Below are 18,486 nucleotides of genomic sequence, written 5' to 3' on the forward strand. Positions count from 1 at the left end.
GTCCGGGCAAAAGAACTGGATCCCCGCTTTCGCGGGGACGAGCGGGGGTTTAAGTGATCCCGAACGTGCGCTAATCGCACAGTCATGACCTCCCCGCTCGACGCCTCCCCCGACAGCCTGCTGACGCTCGAACCCGCCCGCCGCGTGACCCTGCGCGAGGCTTTCGGCGTGGACAGCGACATGACCGTGCCCACCTTCGCCGAGCGCGATAGCCATGTGCCCGAGATCGACGAGGCCTATCGCTTCGATCCGCAGACGACCATCGCCATCTGCGCCGGATTCGCCTTCGACCGTCGCGTCATGGTCCAGGGCTATCACGGCACGGGCAAATCGACCCATATCGAACAGGTCGCCGCCCGCCTGAACTGGCCGCTGGTGCGCGTGAACCTGGACAGCCACGTCAGCCGGATCGACTTGATCGGCAAGGACGCCATCGTCCTGAAAGACGGCAAGCAGATCACCGAATTCCGCGAAGGCATCCTGCCTTGGTCGCTGCAACGCCCCGTCGCCCTGGTCTTCGACGAATACGACGCGGGCCGCCCGGACGTGATGTTCGTGATCCAGCGCGTGCTGGAGGCGCAGGGCCGACTGACCCTGCTGGATCAGAACCGCGTCATCCGCCCCAATCGCTATTTCCGCCTGTTCGCCACGACCAACACCATCGGCCTGGGCGACACCACGGGCCTGTATCACGGCGCGCAACAGATCAATCAGGCCCAGTTGGATCGCTGGAACATCGTCACCACGCTGAACTACCTGGATCACGACGTCGAGGCCGAGATCGTCGCCGCCAAGGTGCCCGAGTGGAAGGACGCCGAGGGCCGCCGCCGCATCGCCGCCATGGTCCGCGTCGCCGACATGACCAGGAACGCCTTCATGAACGGCGACATCTCCACCGTCATGTCGCCCCGCACGGTCATCACCTGGGCCCAGAACGCCATCATCTTCGGCGGCGACCTGGCGCTGAGCTTCCGACTGACCTTCCTGAACAAGTGCGACGAACTGGAACGCCCGACCATCGCGGAATTCTACCAGCGCGCCTTCGGCGAAGATCTGCCGGAAGCGGCGACGCGGGTGAAGGTGGGCTGACTTCTATCGGCGCGCCTCTTCGCCGCCGATGAAGGCGCCGGCGATCCAGCTGACGACGCCGGTCACGATGGCTGCGCCGACGCCGGCCCACAGGCCGTCGACCACGAAGCCGCCCAGGAAGACGGACGTCAGGCCGATCATGGCCGCGTTCACGACCAGCAGGAACAGGCCCAAAGTCACGACGGTGATCGGGAAGGTCAGCACGACCAGGATCGGCCGAACGAAGGCGTTGACCAGGCCCAGGATGACGGCCGCCGCGATCAGCGAGCCGGTGCTGGTGAAGGCCACGCCCGGCACGACCTTGGCCGACAGCCACAGCCCCGCCATGGTGACCAGGGCCTGGATGATGAAACGGATCATGACGTCCCTCGCTGTGTTCAAGCGTGACCATAATGCATGACGCAGACGAAGGCTCCCCCTTAGACCTGCCCGCTGCTATCGAAAGCCATACCGCACGGAGACCGCCCATGAGCCTGCACGGCGCCTATGACCAGAACAACATCTTCGCCAAGATTTTGCGCGACGAAATCCCCTCGGTGCGGGTGTGGGAGGACGACCACGTCCTGGCCTTCATGGACGTGTTTCCCCAGTCGGAAGGCCATGTTCTGATCATCGCCAAACAGTCCCAGGCCCGCAACCTGCTGGAGGTCGAGCCGGAGGTTCTGGCCCGGATGACCGCCGCGCTTCAACGCACGGCCAAGGCGGTGGAGAAGGCGCTGCAGCCCGAGGGTCTGGCCGTGATGCAGTTCAACGGCGACGCGGGCGGCCAGACGGTCTTTCACCTGCATTTCCACATCGTGCCGCGCTGGGCCGACCGGGAGATGAAGGGTCACGGCCATGCGCCGATGGCCGATGCCGCGACCCTGCGCGCCCTGGCCGACCAGATCGCGGCCGAACTGGACTGACGCCTCAGTTTACGCGGCGCTTTTCCAGCTTCCGGGCCAGGGTGCGGCGATGCATTCCCAGGCGGCGGGCGGCCTCGGAGATGTTGAAGTCGGTCTCGACCAGGGTCTCGTGGATCCGCTCCCACTCCAGGGTCTTGATCGAGGTCGGCCGGGCGCCCAACGGCGTCTCGGCGTCCCCGTCGGCGCGGGCGAAGGCGGCCTCGATGTCGTCGGTGCCGGCGGGCTTGGCCAGATAGTGGCGCGCCCCCAGCTTGATGGCCTCGACCGCCGTGGCGATGCTGGCGAAGCCTGTCAGCACCACGATGTTCATGGCCGGGTCGAAGGCGTGCAGCGCCTCCACGCAGGTCAGGCCGGACGCCCCGCCCAGCTTCAGGTCCACGACCGCATAGCCGGGCCGATGCACCTTCAGCACATCGGCCATCTGGTCGGGATTGGCGGCGCTGACGACCGTATAGCCGCGCCGTTCGAACGAACGACGCAGGGTGGCCGAAAAGGAGTCGTCGTCCTCGACGATCAACAGCAGGCGGTCGTGATTGTCGGCGTCATCGGTCATGGGCGATCCTTTGGCGACAGCGCCGACAGCGGCAGGGTCAGACGCACCTCTGCGCCGCCTGCGGGCGGATTGGAAGCATCGACCCGTCCGCCCAGCGACCGCACCACATTCATCAGCAGAAACAGACCCAGGCCCGCGCCGGCCCTGGGCTTGGTCGAATTATAGGGCTTGCCCCACGACTTCAGCACCACGGGCGCAAAGCCCGGCCCGTCGTCGCGCACGGCGATGACAAGATCGTCTTCGGTTCGGGCAGTCGTGACCAGGACCCGTCTCGCCCCCGCCTCGACCGCATTGTCGAAGACCACGCCCAGCACCTGGCGCAGGGCCGGATCGGCGATGATCAAGGGGTCGTCGTGCAACTCGTCGCGGATATCGACCGCCATCCCGTCACGGCTCCAACTGGCGACGACGTCGGCCAGGAAGGTGCGCAGGGCCGTGCGCTGGGGCGCCAGCCCCCTCGCCTCGCCCGCCGACAACAGTATGCCGGTCACGATGGCCTTGCAGCGCTCGACCTCGGCCCGCATCGTCTCCATGTCCTGGGTCAGATCGGCGTCCTGGGTCACGGCCGGCATCCGCTTCCAGTCGCTGAGAATGACCGACAGCGAGGCCAGTGGCGTGCCCAGTTCATGCGCCGCGCCCGAGGCCAGCAGCCCCAGGCGGACGATGTGATCGTGTTCGGCAGTCTGCTGGCGCATGGCGGCCATGGCGGCGTCGCGGTCGCGCAGGTTCTGGCTGATGCGGGTGACGAACAGCACCAGCAGCACCGCCATCAGCACGAAACAGATCAGGCTGCCCTGCAGATAAAGGCCCAGCAGCGATCCCTCCCGCGCCGGCGGCAGGTTCAGCGGCAGCGAATGCAGACCTAGCCCGGCGAAGCACAGGGTCGTCACCGCGATCAAGGCCCAGGCATAGACCGGCGCCAACAGCACCGCCCCCAGCACCACCTGCAGCAGATAAAGCGCCGCGAACGGATTGGCCGCGCCCCCGGTCAGGAACAGCAGCCAGGTCAGGGCCGCCACATCGGCCAGCAGGGCGATCATCAGGGCGCGGTCGTCGACCTCAGCCTGCCGCGCGGCCAAAGGCGCGCTGACCAGATTGACCAGCACCAGCCCGGCCGGCGCCGCCAGCAGCCACAGGATGGGCAGCGGAATGCCCATCACATATTCGACCATCACTATGGTCGCCATCTGCCCCGCGACCGCCAGCCAGCGCAGCTGGATCAGCAGCAGCATGTTGCGGCGGTTGGCCCCGCCATGGGTCGCGACCTCGCCGCGCAGTCCGCCCAGGCCCAGCAGACGCTGGAGCGAGGTGGTCACGTTTCGCCCCGATCCGCGGGCCGCCGCCACTCGCGACGGAAAAGCGCTAGGCCGACCAGGGTCAGAAGCGCCATGCCGAACCAGGTCAGGGCGTAGATCAGGTGGCTGTTGGGAAAGCGGATGACGGTCAGTCCGCCCAGCGGCCAGCCGCCCGGATTGGGCGTGGCGTCGGCATCGACGAAATAGGGCGCAACGTCCCCTAGGCCCCGCCGCGCCGCGATGGCGGCGACGTCGCGCGATCGCCAGCGGTCGTGCTGGGGATCGTTGGCGCGCAGGAAGCCGCCCTTCGGCTCGGTGATCCTGACCAGGCCCACGACCGTCTGCGGCCCGGCGCTCTGACCATCGGCGCGCGTTTCAGGCGTTTTGCGGCCCGGCGGCGCGAAGCCGCGATTGACCAGAACCGTGAAGCCGCGCGCATCGACCAGCGGCGTCATCACCCAGAAGCCGGCGCCCGCATCGGTCACCGCCTGAACCAGGGTCTCCTTGTCGTGCAGATAGGTCCCGCGCAGGACAACGCGGCGGTATTGATCGTCCTGACGGGTGACGACGGGCCACTGATCCGGTCCCGGCGCGGGGGTCGGCGCGGCATGGACGCGCGCATCGACCTGGGCGATCAGCGCGGTCTTCCAGGCCAGACGCTGGACCTGCCAGACGCCCAGCGCCACGAAGCCGACGAACAGGACCAGCAGAGCGACCGACACGGCCAGCCGCATCGGTCGTCGGGTCCTGTCTGGAGAAAGCGCGCGGATGTCGCCCTCGTCAGCCGATCATCTGGGTCATGTCGTGCGTCGCCGGCATCATGTTGGTGTTCAGGTGGTACATGACCCACAGCGAACCCGACAGGGCGATGACCACCACGATGATGGTGAAGATCAGCGCCAGCATGGTCCAGCCGCCCTCGGACTTGGAGTTCATGTGCAGGAAGTAGATCATGTGGACCACGATCTGCACCACGGCGAAGGCCATGACGATCAGCGCCGTCGCCTGGGCCGGCAGGGCGCCGGTCATGACCAGGGCGAACGGAATGGCCGTCAGGATCACCGACAGCACGAAACCGATCATATAGCTCTTGAACGAGCCGTGATTGTGGGCCTCGTGACCCAGGTGATCGGTCTCGTGCGAGTCCGGGCTGTGGTCGTTCTTGTCAGCGCTCATCGCACCATCCCCAGCAGATAGACGAAGGTGAAGACGCCGATCCAGATGACGTCGAGGAAGTGCCAGAACATCGACAGGCACATCAGCCGGCGCTTGTTGGCGGGGATCAGCCCCTTCATGCCGACCTGCACCATCAGCGTCACCAACCAGATGATGCCGAAGGTGACGTGCAGGCCGTGGGTGCCGACCAGGGTGAAGAAGGCCGACAGGAAGGCGCTGCGCTGCGGCGTGGCGCCCTCGTGGATCAGGTGGGCGAACTCGTAGAGTTCGATGCCCAGGAAGGCCAGGCCGAACAGGCCCGTGATGGCCAGCCAGACCAGGGTCTGGCGCGTGTTGTTCCGGTCCATCGCCAGCATGGCGAAGCCGTAGGTGATCGACGAGAACAGCAGCATGGCGGTGTTGACCGCCACCAGCTCCAGATCGAACAGCTCCTTGGGCCCAGGTCCGGCGGCGTAGTTGCCGCCCAGCACGCCGAACACGGCGAACAGCATCGCAAAGATGAGGCAGTCGCTCATCAGATAGAGCCAGAAGCCCAGCATGGTGCTGGAGCCTTCCTCGTGGTGCGGCTCCTCTTCCAGGTGGAAGACGGTGGGGTCGTCCAGCTTGATCGCGGTCGCGCTCATGATCAGGCCTCCGTTCCGGCCAGGGCGCGCGTGCGCGCCTCTTCGGTCGCGCGCACCTCATCCGCGGGGATGTAGTAGTCGCGCTTGTAGTTGAAGGTATGGCCGATCGAGACCGCCAGCACGCCGACGAAGCACAGGGCCGCCAGCCACCAGATGTACCAGACCAGCGCCAGGCCCATCACCAGGCACAGGCCAGATATGATGATCCCCGCTCCCGTGTTCGACGGCATGTGGATCGCCTTGTAGCCGGTCAGAGGCCGCTGATACTTCTTGTTCTTCATGTCCCACCAGGCGTCGGCGTCATGGACGACCGGCGTGGAGGCGAAGTTGTAGTCCGGCGGCGGCGAGGACGTGGCCCACTCCAGCGTGCGGCCGCCCCACGGATCGCCCGTGGTGTCGCGCAGCTTGTCGCGGTTGATGATCGACACGGCGAACTGGATGAACATGGCCGCGATGCCCAGGGCGATCACGCCCGCGCCGATGGCTGCGATCACGAACCAGATCTGCAGCGACGGATCGTCAAACACCCGCATCCGGCGCGTCACGCCCATCAGACCCAGGACGTAAAGCGGCAGGAAGGCCAGCCAGAAGCCGGGCACCCAGCACCAGAAGCTGATCAGGCCCCACGTCTTGTCCAGCTTGAAGCCGAAGGCCTTGGGCCACCAGAAGTTGATGGCCGCGAACAGGCCGAACAGTACGCCGCCGATGATGACGTTGTGGAAGTGGGCCACCAGGAACAGCGAGTTGTGCAGCACGAAGTCGGCGGGCGGCACCGCCAGCAGCACGCCCGTCATCCCGCCGATCACGAAGGTCAGCATGAAGGCGACCAGCCACATCATCGGCAGTTCGAACCGGATGCGCCCACGATACATCGTGAACAGCCAGTTGAATATCTTGGCCCCCGTCGGGATCGAGATGATCATCGTCGTGATGCCGAAGAAGCTGTTCACCGAGGCGCCCGAGCCCATGGTGAAGAAGTGGTGCAGCCACACCAGGTACGACAGCACAGTGATGACGACCGTGGCGTAGACCATCGAGGTATAGCCGAACAGCTTCTTGCTGGAGAAGGTCGAGGCGATCTCGGAGAAGACCCCGAACAACGGCAGGATCAGGATGTAGACCTCCGGGTGGCCCCAGATCCAGATCAGGTTCACGTACATCATCGGGTTGCCGCCGAAGTCGTTCGTGAAGAAGTTGGTGCCGACGTAGCGGTCCAGCGTCAGCAGGGCCAGCACGGCGGTCAGGACCGGGAAGGACGCCACGATCAGCACGTTGGTGCACAGAGAGGTCCAGGTGAAGACGGGCATCTTCATCATGCCCATGCCGGGCGCGCGCATCTTCACGATGGTGGCGATCAGGTTGATGCCGGACAGGGTCGTCCCCACCCCCGCGATCTGCAGCGCCCATATGTAGTAGTCGACCCCGACGCCGGGGCTGTACCCGATGCCCGACAGCGGCGGATAGGCCAGCCAGCCGGTGCGCGCGAACTCGCCCACGAACAGCGAGGCCATGACGATGATCGCGCCGGCCGTCGTCATCCAGAAGCTGAAGTTGTTCAGGAAGGGGAAGGACACGTCGCGCGCGCCGATCTGCAGCGGCACGACATAGTTCATGATGCCCGTCACCAGCGGCATGGCCACGAAGAAGATCATGATCACGCCGTGGGCGGTGAAGATCTGGTCGTAGTGGTGGGCGTTCAGATAACCCTCGGACCCGCCGAAGGCCATGGCCTGTTGAATCCGCATCATGATGGCGTCGGCGAAACCGCGCACGAACATGATCAGACCCAGGATCATGTACATGATCCCGATCTTCTTGTGATCGACCGTGGTGAACCACTCTTTCCAGAGATAGCCCCACAGTTTGAAATAGGTCAGCGCGCCCAGCAGGGCGACGCCGCCCAGGGCCACGACGATCATGGTCACGACCAGGATCGGCTCGTGCAGGGGCAGAGCCTCAAGCGTCAGGCGCCCGAAGATCAGCGGAAGGATTTGGTCAGCGTTCATCGAACTCGATCGCTCAGGCGTTGGGTGCGGAGCGGACGCCGGTCGGCGCCGCAGCGAAGGCGCCGGGCGCCACGGGGGTCAGAGCGGCCAGAGAGGCCAGAGAGGCCCGCTTGGGCGACAGCCCCTGCCCGGTCAGGCGATCCAGGCTGGAGGGCGCGACGACGGTGTCCAGCGCGGCGCGGCGAACGCGGTCGGCGGCGGCCGCCTCGGCCTGCAGAGGCGTGCAGATGGTCATGACGTAGCTGTCGTTGGAGCCGAAATAGGCCGGCGACTTACCGCGACCGGCGTATTTGTCATACACTAGCGGCATGGTGTTGCGCACCGAGGCCATGGTCATGCCGCCCTGTTTGTCGATGGCCATCATCTCGCCCATGCACATCTTGCCCGGCTCGACGCACATGTTCAGGATCGCGTCCCACAGCATCCCGTCGACGCTGGAGAAATGCATGGCGGGGACCTTCTCGCTGGGCTTTTCAAGCTCCAGATAGCGGTCGCGGTCCAGCGTCTGGTTTCCCTGACGCACGCCGGCGATCCAGCGGTCGAAGCCGGCCTGGTCCAGGCCGTGGAAGGCGAAGCGCATGTGCGAGAAGCCGTCGCCGGAATAGTTGGCCGAGAAGCCTTCGTATTCGCCCGCGCGGTTGATGACGGCGTGCAGCTTCGTCTCCATGCCCGGCATGGCGTAGATCTGGCCGGCCAGGGCGGGAATGTAGAAGCTGTTCATCACCGAGGACGAGGTGATGTGGAAGCGGATCGGGCGATCCACCGGCGCGGCCAGTTCGTTGACCGTGGCGACGCCGTACTGCGGATAGATGAACATCCACTTCCAGTCCAAAGCCACGACATTGACCTGCAGCGGCTCGACGTTCTCGGCGACGGCCTGGCCCGGCTTGATCCGGTCGATGGGGCGATAGGGGTCCAGCAGGTGGGTGCCGGCCCAGGTCAGGGCGCCCAGGCAGATGATGATCAGCAGCGGCGCGGCCCAGATCACCAGCTCCAGCGAGGTGGAGTGATCCCAGTCGGGCTGATACTCGGCGTCCTTGTTGGACGCGCGGTACTTCCAGGCGAAGAAGACGATCAGCGCCATTACCGGCAGGATGATGATCAGCATCAGCAGGGTGGAGATCATCAGCAGGTCGCCCTGCTGGGCGGCCACATCGCCGGCGGGCTTCAGGACGACCAGGTCACAGGCCGACAGCAGGGCCATGACGGGCGCGAGCAAAAGTAGGCGCAGACGGCGCAAGGCGGATCCAATCGGAAAGCGTCGGGCAAGGGGGAGGCGCCGCGACGGTTGGCGTTCGAACTGCGCCCGATAGTCAGCTTCGATCTGGAACGACATTGGACAATCTGTCCTATCCTCTTGAGGCCGCTTTCATCGCAAAGGGCGCCCGTTCATAATGCGGCGATCCGCCGTACGCCTTTCCAAGCCTACTGTCTCACACGGAGCGACCAAGCCCATGTCCGCCTCGACGACCCCTTCGTCCGAGTCGCTGGAACGCGACGCCGCAGCCCTTCACACGGGGCACGGCAAGGTCGACGCCGGCGAGATCGCCATCGGCGTCATTATCGGCCGAACGTCGGAGTTTTTCGACTTCTTTGTTTACGCCATCGCCTCGGTGGTGGTTTTCCCGCAATTGATCTTCCCCTATGCGGGCGCCGTGGGCGGCACCCTGCTGTCGTTCGCCATCTTCGCCCTCGCCTTCCTGTTCCGTCCGCTGGGCACGATCCTGTTCATCGCCATCGACCAGAAGTTTGGTCGCGGCGCGAAACTGACCACGGCCCTTCTGCTCTTGGGCACCTCCACCGTGTCGGTCGCCTTCATCCCCAGCTATGAGAGCATCGGCATGTGGGCGCCGGTCCTTCTGGCCCTGACGCGCATCGGCCAGGGCGTGGCCCTGGGCGGCACCTGGGACGGCCTGGCCTCGCTGCTGGCCCTGAACGCACCCGAGAAGAAGCGCGGCTGGTACGCCATGATCCCGCAACTGGGCGCGCCCATCGGCCTGCTGGTCGCCTCGGCCCTGTTCGCCTTCTTCCTGAACACCCTGTCGGCGCCTGATTTCCTGGATTGGGGCTGGCGCTATCCGTTCTTCGTGGCCTTCGCCATCAACGTGGTGGCCCTGTTCGCCCGCCTGCGCATCGTGGTGACGCCCGCGTTCCAGAACCTGTTCGAGACGCGCGAACTGCAGCCGACGCCCGTCAGCCAGGCCATCCGCGCCGAAGGTCCCAAGATCGCCATCGGCGCCTTCGCCCCCCTGGCCAGCTTCGCCATGTTCCACATGGTCACCGTCTTCCCGCTGTCGTGGGTGTTCCTGTTCACCAACGAGACGCCGGTCCGCTTCCTGCTGATCGAGATGGTCGGCGCCGTCTTCGGCCTTATGGCCATTCTGGCGTCGGGCGTACTGGCCGACCGCTATGGCCGACGCACCCTGCTGGCCATCACAGCCGCCGGCATCGCCGCCTTCTCGGGCTTTGCGCCGCAACTGCTGAACGGCGGCCCCATCGGCGAACTGGTCTTCATGATCTCGGGCTTCATCCTGCTGGGCCTGTCGTTCGGTCAGGCCTCGGGTCCGGTGGCGTCCAGCTTCAGCCTGACCAACCGCTACACCTCCTCGGCACTGACCTCGGACCTGGCCTGGCTGTTCGGCGCCGGTTTCGCCCCGCTGGCGGCCCTGTGGATCTCCAGCCAGTTCGGCCTGATCGCGGCCGGCGCCTATCTGCTGTCGGGCGCGATCTGCACCCTGATCGCCCTGTGGCTGAACCGCGAGCTGGCGCGCAGTTCGTCGGACAAGACCCGCGCCAAGCCGGTCTGATCCCGGCTCGAACGCCACTTGAAAAGAACAGGGCCCGCAGCGACTGCGGGCCCTGTTTTCGTTTCGGCTTCGGCGCCCTGATCAGGCTTCGGTCAGATCGCCGTCCGGCGTGACGACGAAGGTCTTCAGCCGCTTCAGCTCATAGGGCTTGGCCATGATGGTGGACACGGCCCACAGTTCGCCGGTCATCCGCTCGCGCGTGACGTTCAGCAGCACATAGCCCTTGGCCGTCTGGTCGCAGAACTTGACCTCCGGGTTGGCCACGGACAGTGCTGCGCCGAGCGGCAGACCGCCGACATGATCGCCCGGCGACGGGCTGGAGATGGACGACGTGCCGAACTCCACGGCCCGACGCGCGCCGGCGTTGTCGTGCAGTTCGTTGACCCAGAAGGCGTGGCTGTCGCCCGCCAGCACGACCGGCGACACGCCCGCCGCCGCAAAGGTCTCGTACAGGCGCTCGCGCCCGGCCGGATAGCCGTCCCAGCTGTCCAGATTGAACGGCAGGCCCAGTTTGAACAGCTGGATCGCCGCCTCGACCTGGGGCCGCACGTCGGCGGGCAAGGTCGCCACCATCTGCTGCACCTGTTCGGCCGGCATCATGCGCGAGATGTCCGGTCCCTTGACCCGCGCCATCACCACCTGATTGCCGATGATCTGCCACGGACGGCCGGCCGCCTTGGACCGGCTCAACGTCTCGCCGACCCAGCGCCGCTGCGCCTCGCCCAGCAGGTCGCGATCCGGCGCCTGGCGCAGGGCCTCGAACGCCGCGACGTCCGGCGCGCCCTCGGCCGTCTTGGGAATGGCGGCGAAGGTCATCTGCTCGCCCCGCGCCAGCAAGCGCGTCTCGACCATCGTCAGACTGGCCAGATCGCCGAAGTCGAAGCTGCGGTTGATCGCCTCCTTCAGCGTGCTCGCCTTGGGCTCGCGGATCGGCATCCATTCGTAATAGGCGCGAAGCGCGGCGGCCTTGCGCGTGGCGAAGTCGCCTTCGGTCGCGGACTGATGGTTTTCCGCGCCCGTCATCCAGGTGTCGTTGGCCACCTCGTGATCGTCCCACACGCAGATGAAGGGCGCGCGGGCGTGGGCGGCCTGCAGGTCAGGATCGGTCTTGTACTGGGCGTGACGGGTCCGGTAGTCGGCCAGGGTCACAATCTCATGCGGCGGCTGGGGCGCGCGGTTCAGCGCCGCCCCGGACGTCATGCCGTAATCGTCGGCCGCCGCGCCATATTCGTAGATGTAGTCGCCCAGGTGAACGACAGCGTCCAGCCGTTCCAGCTTCGACAGGGCGTCATAGGCGTTGAACAGCCCGCCCGGATAAAGCTGGCACGACACGACCCCCAGTGTCAGCTCCGGCGTCGCTCCTTCCGGCAGGGTCCGCACCCGGCCGACCGGCGAGACGACCTCGCCCGCGACGAAGCGGTAGAAATAGTCCTGGCCCGGCGCCAGCCCCTGGCCGTCCAGGTCGTGTTTGACGGTGAAATCCCGCTCGGCCGACGCCTTGAGGCCCGCCGCGCGGCGAACGATGTCGCGGAAGTCCGCATCGCGCGCGACCTCCAGCACCACGGCCACCTCGCCGCTCGACGCCTCGGCCGGGGTAATGCGCGTCCAGAAGACGGCGGAGCGAGTGTCGGGATCGCCGCTGGCCACTCCATGCAGGAAGGCGACCCGGCCCGTGGCGGCGCCTTGGGCCAGGGCGGGCGACGCGGCCCCCGCCCCCATCAGGCCCAGAAGACTGCGGCGATCCACTTTCATCGTCAGGTCCTCAGAGCTTCAGCTTGAACGTTAGGCCGTACGACGCGGGCCGTCCGGCGATGAAGGTCGGCATGCCCAGGCCGTCGCCGGTGTTGCCGGCGTCCTTGATGTATTTCTCATCAAGGATGTTGTCGCCAAAGGCCTCCACGCCCCAGTTGGCGCCGTTCGGCGTGTAGCGAACGCGCAGGTTCAGCAGGCCGTAGGCGTCCTGATATTCGTCCTGGATCAGGTCGGCGATGATCGCGCCGCCGGCCACCGTCTGCAGGTCCGGGCGGTCGTTGTCGTCGTCGAAGAATATCTTGGACTGCCAGGTATAGTTCGGCTGAACCTCGATCTCGCCGCCGGCCGTGGGCAGGCGCCAGGTCGCGCCGATGGAGGCGGCGTGGTCCGGCGACAGGCGGAACTGATTGCCGTCATAGATGCCGTTCTCGAACCGCGAATGATTGTAAGCATAGGTGGCGAACAGGTCGAACGTGGGCGACAGGGCGAAGTTGGCCTGACCCTCGAAGCCGTAGGACTTGGCCTCGCCGGCGTTGGTGGTCACGAAGGTCGTGCCCTGCTGAACCGTCGTCTGGAAGTTCTCGTAGTTGTAGAGGAAGACCGCCCCGTCCAGCCGCAGCCGCCCGTCCATCAGGGCCGACTTGGCGCCGACCTCGTAGCTGTCGACCGTTTCGGCGTCGACCGGGGTGAAGCGCGCAGCCCCGCCCGGCGCGGACGGCGGACCGGCGCTGATCACCTCGGGCCGGCGGCCGCGCGCATAGTTGGCGTAGAGATTGGTGGCGTCCGTCAGGGCGTAGCGCGCCGTGACGCGCCAGGTCACGCCGTCGTCCTTGGAGTCGAAATAGCCGAAGTCGCCGTTGTTAGACGTGGGCTGCGACGTCAGGCCGAACAGCGGGAACAGGTTGGCCGGCAGGGCCAGATAGGCCGGGTTGGCCAGAGCTCCCAGGAAGGCCGGAATCTGCGCCGCCGGAATGGCGCCCGCCTGAAGCGCCAGCAGACCACCCAACGTCGAGCGGCTCTGCACCGAGCTGGTGAAGCCGGTCGTCTTGTCGTCGCGGGTGTAGCGCACGCCCGCCGACATCTCGAACCGATCGGTGAAGGCGTAGGTCACGTCGGCGAAGACATCATAGGACGTCAGTTCCGAGCTGTTGATCGGCGTCTCGATGTGCGCGGGCTTCAGATTGGCGGCGATAGGGCCCGCAAAGGCGCCGGCGCCCAGCGGCGTCAACAGACCGCCCAACGCGGCCTGGGCGATGCCCGGATAGAGGGACAGCGGCAGGGTGCGATCTCCGACCGTCGTGGCCGAGCCGTCCAGCAAACCGGCCAGCTGGACCAGCAGCAACCGTTCGTCGAACTGGGTCGGGGTGCGCTGATAGCCCTTTTCGTGGAACCAGCCCGCGCCGACGAAGCCGCTGAGCCGCCCGCCGTTGTCGAAGCCCAGGCGCAGGTCCTGGCTCCACTGTTCGCCGTGCGTGTCCTCGGCCGCCGTCAGGATCGGCAGGGAGACGCCGTCCGCGTCGAAGGTCTCATAGTTGGTGAACTCGCGATAGGCGGTGGTCGAGTTCAGCGTCCAGTCGGCGTTCAGATTGAAGCGCGCCAGCCCTGTCACACCCCAGACCTCGCGGTCCAGGCCCAGCGCCTTGCCGCCGTCGAAGGCCGCGCCCGGCGTCAGCGCCGCCCCTTCCCACGGCGCCTTGCCGCCCAGGACCGCGCCGGTGTTCGGATCGGCCGGGGCATAGGCGATGGATTTGAACGAGGTGCCGGACGCATTGTCCTTCTGATAGTTGCCGATCACGTCGAAGCGCATGGCGTCGGACGGCGTCCAGGCGCCGGACAGACGCAAGGCCCGCGTCTCGATGGCGTTGTAGTCCTCGCCGCCCAGCAGATTGTCGACCGACCCGTCGCGGGTCTTCAGCCGCGTGGCCAGACGCAGGCCGGCCGTTTCGCCGACCGGCAGGTTCAGCGCGCCCTCCACCATGCGGTAGCCTTCGTTGCCGGCCTCGATGTTGGCGTAGGCGTCGGTCACGCCCGGCCGCGCGCGGTTCTGCACCAGATTGACCGCGCCGATCAGGGCGCCGCGTCCGTACAGGGTCGATTGCGGCCCCTTGGCCACCTCCACCCGCTCAAGGTCGAACAGCTCGACGTAGGAGCCGCGTGACTTGGAGATCGACACCCCGTCCTGGAACACCGACACGCGCGGCTCGGCGGTGGCCGATCCCGAGTCGGAGGTGATGCCGCGCATCACGAAGCCCGGGTTGTTCGGCGACTGGTTCTGGACCAGGAAGCCGGGCACGAAAGCCGACAGCTGGTCGAACTCCTGAATGCCCAGGTTCTCCAGGAACTGACCGGAATAGGCGGTCAGGGCGAAGGGCACGTCGATGGTCTTCTGCTCACGCAGCTGGGCGGTGACGATAACCTCGTCCACGGTGCTGACCGGCGCGGCCTCCTGCGCCCAGGCGGCGGTTCCGCCCATCATGGCGCCCGTCAGGGTCGCGGCGGCCAGCAGGCGCGCCTTCAGCGTGGTCTTGAACATCGGATTCCCCAGATTCGGCTAAGCTGGGGCCGTGCCTACGCGCCGGCCATGTCGGCCGAACGACGCCGCCGCGTCGTCTTCGCAACGCCGCGAAGACAGACTGGCGACGATTGATCCGTCTACCGACGAGGCGACGCGGCGTCCGTGGAGGGATGGAAGTCCGGGTCGAAATGGCAGCCGCCGTCATAACGCGCCGCCGCCGCCTGACACAGGGTCGCGACACTGCCGGGCGTCGGCTTCGCCCCCTCGTCCAGCCAACGCATCATGGCCTGGAACAGGCCGACATATTCAGGCGTCGCCAGCCGGCTGTGCTGATCCTCGTCGGTGAAGGTCTGGACCAGCAGGTCGGACCGACCGGCGGCGGCGACCGTATCGCGATATAGCGCCTCGTTCGACACGAAGGCCGTCGGGTCGTTCTTGGCGTGGATCGTCAGGGTCGGCGCCACGATCAGACCGCTGAGGTCGGCGTCATAGGCCAGGCGCGCCACGCCCATCGGATCCGCCGTGAACCGCGTCACACCGGCGTTCAGCGCCGCGTCGTCATGCGACCCCTGATAGACTGTCCGGCTGTTGTCGAACGGGTTCAGCCCGTCCAGGCGGCGTTGAACCATGTCGCGGAACAGGAAGGTGGCCCAGGACAGATGGGCTACCAGCTGATCCTCGCGGATGCCGGTCACCGCCAGGATGTCGGACAGATTGCGCTTCTGTTCGGCGGTGCGCCGGGCTTGCGGCAGGCCGACGCCCGTGCAGGTCTGGACCCGCTCTTCCAGTTGCGCGCGGGTCATGTCGCTGTCCGCCGGCAGGCCTTGCCAAAGAGGATACTGCATTTCGTCCGGGCGCGGATGGTTACGGCAATAGAACTGATAGACCGCCCTCAGATCGGCGCGGAACCGATAGGTGCGCGTGCCCCCGCCGATCACGCCATTGGTCAGGACGACGCCATCCCAGACCCCCCGCCCCTCGGCGTCGCGGGCGTATAGTTCAGCCGCCTTGGCCGCGACATTGCCGCCCCACGACTGGCCGTGCAGCAGGGTGCGGCGCGGCCGGCCGAAGGCGTCCCAGAAAATCTGACGCAGATCGTCGGTGTCCTCGGCCGCCATCCGTGCGCCGTAGCCGCCGCGACGATAGGTCGATCCGGCCCAGGCGAACCCCTCCTGAACCGTCATGGAGAACCGCTCAAGATCCTCCAGCGGGTCGTTCGCCTCCGGCGCGCCGGTGCGCGGCCCGCCGTGGGCGTGCACGATCAGGGCGCCGTTCCAGGTCTTGGGAACGGCGATCCAGTAGAAGCCGCCCTTGGCCGCCCTGCCCGTCCAGCACCGCGTTTCGGCAGGCAGGAAGTCGGGACAGGTCGCCGTCGCCGGCGCGGAATCGGCGGCGACAGGCGCCGCCAGCGCCGACGTTGTCGGCGCGACGACGGCCGCGACCAGGACCGCCAGGGTCCGAACGGTAAGAGCCTTCATCGCGCCGACCTTCTTTCCTCAGAACGTCTTGGAGACGTTGACGTACCAGTAGCGGCCATAGGGATTGTAGAGCGCCCCCAGATAGCCGGACGAGGTGAGCGGCGGCTGCTCGTCGGTGATGTTGCGCGCGCCGACGCGGATGGTGGTGTCCGACGCCAGGCCGGCGGCCTTGCCGAACTCGTACTGACCATACAGGTTGGCGGTGATCTGGCTGTCGACCTGCCAGGGATCGCCCTGGGCGCTCAGGAAGCCGGTTTCGGTCACGGCGCTGTTGTACTGGGTGAAGGCGCCGACCTGCCACGGACCTTGCGACCAGGTGAAGGAGCCCGTCACCCGCCATTCCGGCCGACCGTTGCGGGCCAACAGGGTCTGCGACAGCGGCAGGGGCGTATTGGCGTTGATCTGGCCCGCCTGGCGCGCCTGGAACAGGCTGTCAACCAGCGGCCCCGGCGACCGATCGAAGGTGATCAGGTGCGCGGCGTTCAGGCTGGCGCGGAAGTTGCCCCACGGCGTGCCGCGCAGGCGCCACTGCATGCCGATGTCCAGTCCCTCCACCGTCTGGGGCAGCAGGTTGATGAACTGATCCTGGATGGAGACGATCTGCCCCACCGGCGTGATGCCGCTGCCCGCGAAGAAGGCGACGTCGTCGGCGGTGACGGCGCTGCGGTTCACATTGGCGTTCCGCGCGCCCTGTAGGATGTTCAGATAATCCAGCACCACGTTCGGCTGAGCGCCCAGCAGGCCGACGATCTTCTCCTGCTCGATCTTCCAGCGGTCCACGGTGAAGGTGAAGCGGCCGAACTGCTCGGGAATGAACCAGGGTTGCAGAACCAGACCGATCGACTGGTTGGTGCTTTCCTCGGGCTTCAGATCGGGATTGCCGGACACCAGCAGCGATGCGCTGGCGGGCTGGGAGCATTGATTGAAGTTGGTGATCCGTCCCAACCGCAGGTCCGCCTCGCAGCGGATGTAGTCGTTATTGGTCGACAGGCGGCCGTACTGGGCCGCGTTCGTCTGTTCCAGGTTCGGCGCGCGGAAGCCTTCGGAATAGGAGCCGCGGATCCGAACCCCCTCGATCACGTCCCACGCCATGGCGATCTTGGGCTTGGCGACGTCGCCGAAGTCCGAATAGTGCTCGTAACGACCGGCCAGCTGCAGATCCAGGCTGCGCACCAGAGGGATGTTCATCTCGGGCGAGACTACCGGCACGGCGAACTCGACATAGGCCGAATAGACCTCGCGCTTGCCATAGGTGTCGGGGTTGGAGCTGACAGCGGCGATGTTGGACTGGCTGACGTCGCCCGACACGCTGTCGCGGAAGATGTTGGTTCCGTCCAGATCGGCGTCGCGGTCGTCACGCTGGGTCTCGCGGCGCGCTTCGACGCCCAGAGCCATGCCCACCGGCCCGCCCGGCAGGGTGAAGACGTCGGGCCGGCTGATCTTGAAGTCCCACAGGGCCAGGGTGGTCTTGGACACCCGCGTCAGATCGGTGGTGATGGCGTCGATGGCCGCCTGGGAACTGGGCGTGCAATCGCCATAGCTGGTGTCGTTCACGCACCCGCCGCTGAACGGATTGTAGGCGTCCGGCGTCGACAGGGCCAGATTGGCCTGAAGCGCGGTCAAGTTCACGGCGTTGGAGCTGTCGGTCGCCTCGGCCTCCCAATAGAGCAGCGCGCTTTCCGGCGACGGCGTCCGCGCCGTAGATGGCGGCGGCCCCGTCCAGCAGCACCTCCAGCCGTTCCAGCCCCGACACCGGAATGGCGTTGGAGTTGTAGCTCAGGACCGGCACCGTGCCGGTGTCAGAGGTGCCCTGGCTGGTGGGGTGCTGAACGATGCGGCGTCCGTTCAACAGCACCAAGGTGTTGCCCACGCCGAGCGAGCGCAGATTGACGGAGTTGACGTCGCCACGCGCCGCATTGGAAGTCTGCGGATTGTTGGCGCTGGAGAAAAGCACGTCGCCCATCTGGGGGATGGAGCGCAGCAGGTCGTCGCCGCTGACTGCGCCGGTGGCGACGATCTCCTCCTGCGTCACGACCGTGACCGGCAGGGCCGCCGTGGTCGAGGCGCCGCGGATCTGCGAGCCGACGACGACGATGTCCTCGACCTGGGTCGTCTGGGCGTCGTCCTCGGTCGATGACGGCTGGGGCGCCGTCTGCTGCGCGGCCGCGGCGGTCGAGATCATCAGCACGGCCGAGGCCGCGCCCGCCATCAGGGCGAACTTGGATTGGGTCTTCATGGTTTCCTCCTCCCGGGCCGTCGTTATGTCGGCGGTCCCGTCTCCTGTTGT

Annotated in this window: 14 protein-coding genes and 1 pseudogene; 3 read left to right on the plus strand and 12 right to left on the minus strand. The window is 66.6% G+C overall.

From position 1 onward, the window contains the following. Positions 1–84 precede the first annotated feature (84 nt). Positions 85–1,089 carry a cobaltochelatase subunit CobS gene (gene cobS, locus B3Z70_RS11050; RefSeq protein ID WP_292045527.1) on the plus strand — a complete coding sequence of 335 codons (1,005 nt, stop codon included), beginning with the start codon at positions 85–87 and terminating at the stop codon, positions 1,087–1,089. 3 nt (positions 1,090–1,092) lie between these two features. Here cobS and B3Z70_RS11055 read toward each other — a convergent pair whose 3' ends face one another. Further along, complete coding sequence (locus tag B3Z70_RS11055; protein ID WP_292045529.1) at positions 1,093–1,449, minus strand: phage holin family protein; 357 nt, start codon at positions 1,447–1,449, stop codon at positions 1,093–1,095. A 107-nt stretch (positions 1,450–1,556) separates the two neighbouring features. On the opposite strand from B3Z70_RS11055, the gene B3Z70_RS11060 reads away from it, so the two are divergent. Beyond that, positions 1,557–1,994 carry an HIT family protein gene (locus B3Z70_RS11060; RefSeq protein WP_292045531.1) on the plus strand — a complete coding sequence of 146 codons (438 nt, stop codon included), beginning with the start codon at positions 1,557–1,559 and terminating at the stop codon, positions 1,992–1,994. A gap of 4 nt (positions 1,995–1,998) precedes the next feature. On the opposite strand, the gene B3Z70_RS11065 is transcribed toward B3Z70_RS11060, so the two are convergent. From B3Z70_RS11065 to cyoA, 7 genes are read right to left on the minus strand one after another with little or no spacing between them, the layout of a single operon-like run. Then, the gene (locus B3Z70_RS11065; RefSeq protein ID WP_248116886.1) at positions 1,999–2,547 is read right to left on the minus strand and encodes a response regulator transcription factor; all 549 of its coding nucleotides are present in this window, start codon (positions 2,545–2,547) and stop codon (positions 1,999–2,001) included. Further along, complete coding sequence (locus tag B3Z70_RS11070) at positions 2,544–3,863, minus strand: ATP-binding protein (RefSeq protein ID WP_292045534.1); 1,320 nt, start codon at positions 3,861–3,863, stop codon at positions 2,544–2,546. Before B3Z70_RS11070 ends, B3Z70_RS11065 begins: the two co-directional genes overlap by 4 nt. After that, the gene (locus B3Z70_RS11075) at positions 3,860–4,576 is read right to left on the minus strand and encodes an SURF1 family protein (protein WP_292045536.1); all 717 of its coding nucleotides are present in this window, start codon (positions 4,574–4,576) and stop codon (positions 3,860–3,862) included. The genes B3Z70_RS11070 and B3Z70_RS11075 overlap by 4 nt, the downstream gene beginning before the upstream one ends. Positions 4,577–4,622: 46 nt before the next feature. Next, entirely contained in the window at positions 4,623–5,018 is a 396-nt protein-coding gene (gene cyoD, locus B3Z70_RS11080; protein WP_248116892.1) for a cytochrome o ubiquinol oxidase subunit IV, read from the minus strand. Continuing rightward, positions 5,015–5,641, minus strand: a complete 627-nt coding sequence (gene cyoC / locus B3Z70_RS11085) for a cytochrome o ubiquinol oxidase subunit III (protein WP_292045540.1) — start codon at positions 5,639–5,641, stop codon at positions 5,015–5,017. Before cyoC ends, cyoD begins: the two co-directional genes overlap by 4 nt. Before the next feature lie 2 nt (positions 5,642–5,643). Then, the gene (gene cyoB, locus B3Z70_RS11090) at positions 5,644–7,647 is read right to left on the minus strand and encodes a cytochrome o ubiquinol oxidase subunit I (RefSeq protein ID WP_292045542.1); all 2,004 of its coding nucleotides are present in this window, start codon (positions 7,645–7,647) and stop codon (positions 5,644–5,646) included. 13 nt (positions 7,648–7,660) lie between these two features. After that, complete coding sequence (gene cyoA / locus B3Z70_RS11095; protein WP_292045544.1) at positions 7,661–8,887, minus strand: ubiquinol oxidase subunit II; 1,227 nt, start codon at positions 8,885–8,887, stop codon at positions 7,661–7,663. 214 nt (positions 8,888–9,101) lie between these two features. Here cyoA and B3Z70_RS11100 point away from each other — a divergent pair, with 214 nt between their 5' ends. After that, positions 9,102–10,454, plus strand: a complete 1,353-nt coding sequence (locus tag B3Z70_RS11100) for an MFS transporter (protein WP_292045546.1) — start codon at positions 9,102–9,104, stop codon at positions 10,452–10,454. A gap of 81 nt (positions 10,455–10,535) precedes the next feature. On the opposite strand, the gene B3Z70_RS11105 is transcribed toward B3Z70_RS11100, so the two are convergent. The 4 genes and pseudogenes from B3Z70_RS11105 to B3Z70_RS11120 form a co-directional block, all read right to left on the minus strand. Beyond that, on the minus strand, positions 10,536–12,206 hold the full coding sequence (locus B3Z70_RS11105; RefSeq protein WP_292045547.1) for an alkaline phosphatase D family protein: 1,671 nt from the start codon (positions 12,204–12,206) through the stop codon (positions 10,536–10,538). A gap of 10 nt (positions 12,207–12,216) precedes the next feature. Further along, entirely contained in the window at positions 12,217–14,739 is a 2,523-nt protein-coding gene (locus B3Z70_RS11110) for a TonB-dependent receptor (protein WP_292045549.1), read from the minus strand. A gap of 119 nt (positions 14,740–14,858) precedes the next feature. Then, entirely contained in the window at positions 14,859–16,199 is a 1,341-nt protein-coding gene (locus tag B3Z70_RS11115) for a hypothetical protein (protein ID WP_292045551.1), read from the minus strand. An 18-nt stretch (positions 16,200–16,217) separates the two neighbouring features. Next, positions 16,218–18,381: pseudogene (locus B3Z70_RS11120) on the minus strand (TonB-dependent receptor plug domain-containing protein). Positions 18,382–18,486 lie beyond the last annotated feature (105 nt).

The sequence above is a fragment of the Brevundimonas sp. UBA6550 genome, assembly GCF_002434505.1.
Taxonomy (GTDB): domain Bacteria; phylum Pseudomonadota; class Alphaproteobacteria; order Caulobacterales; family Caulobacteraceae; genus Brevundimonas.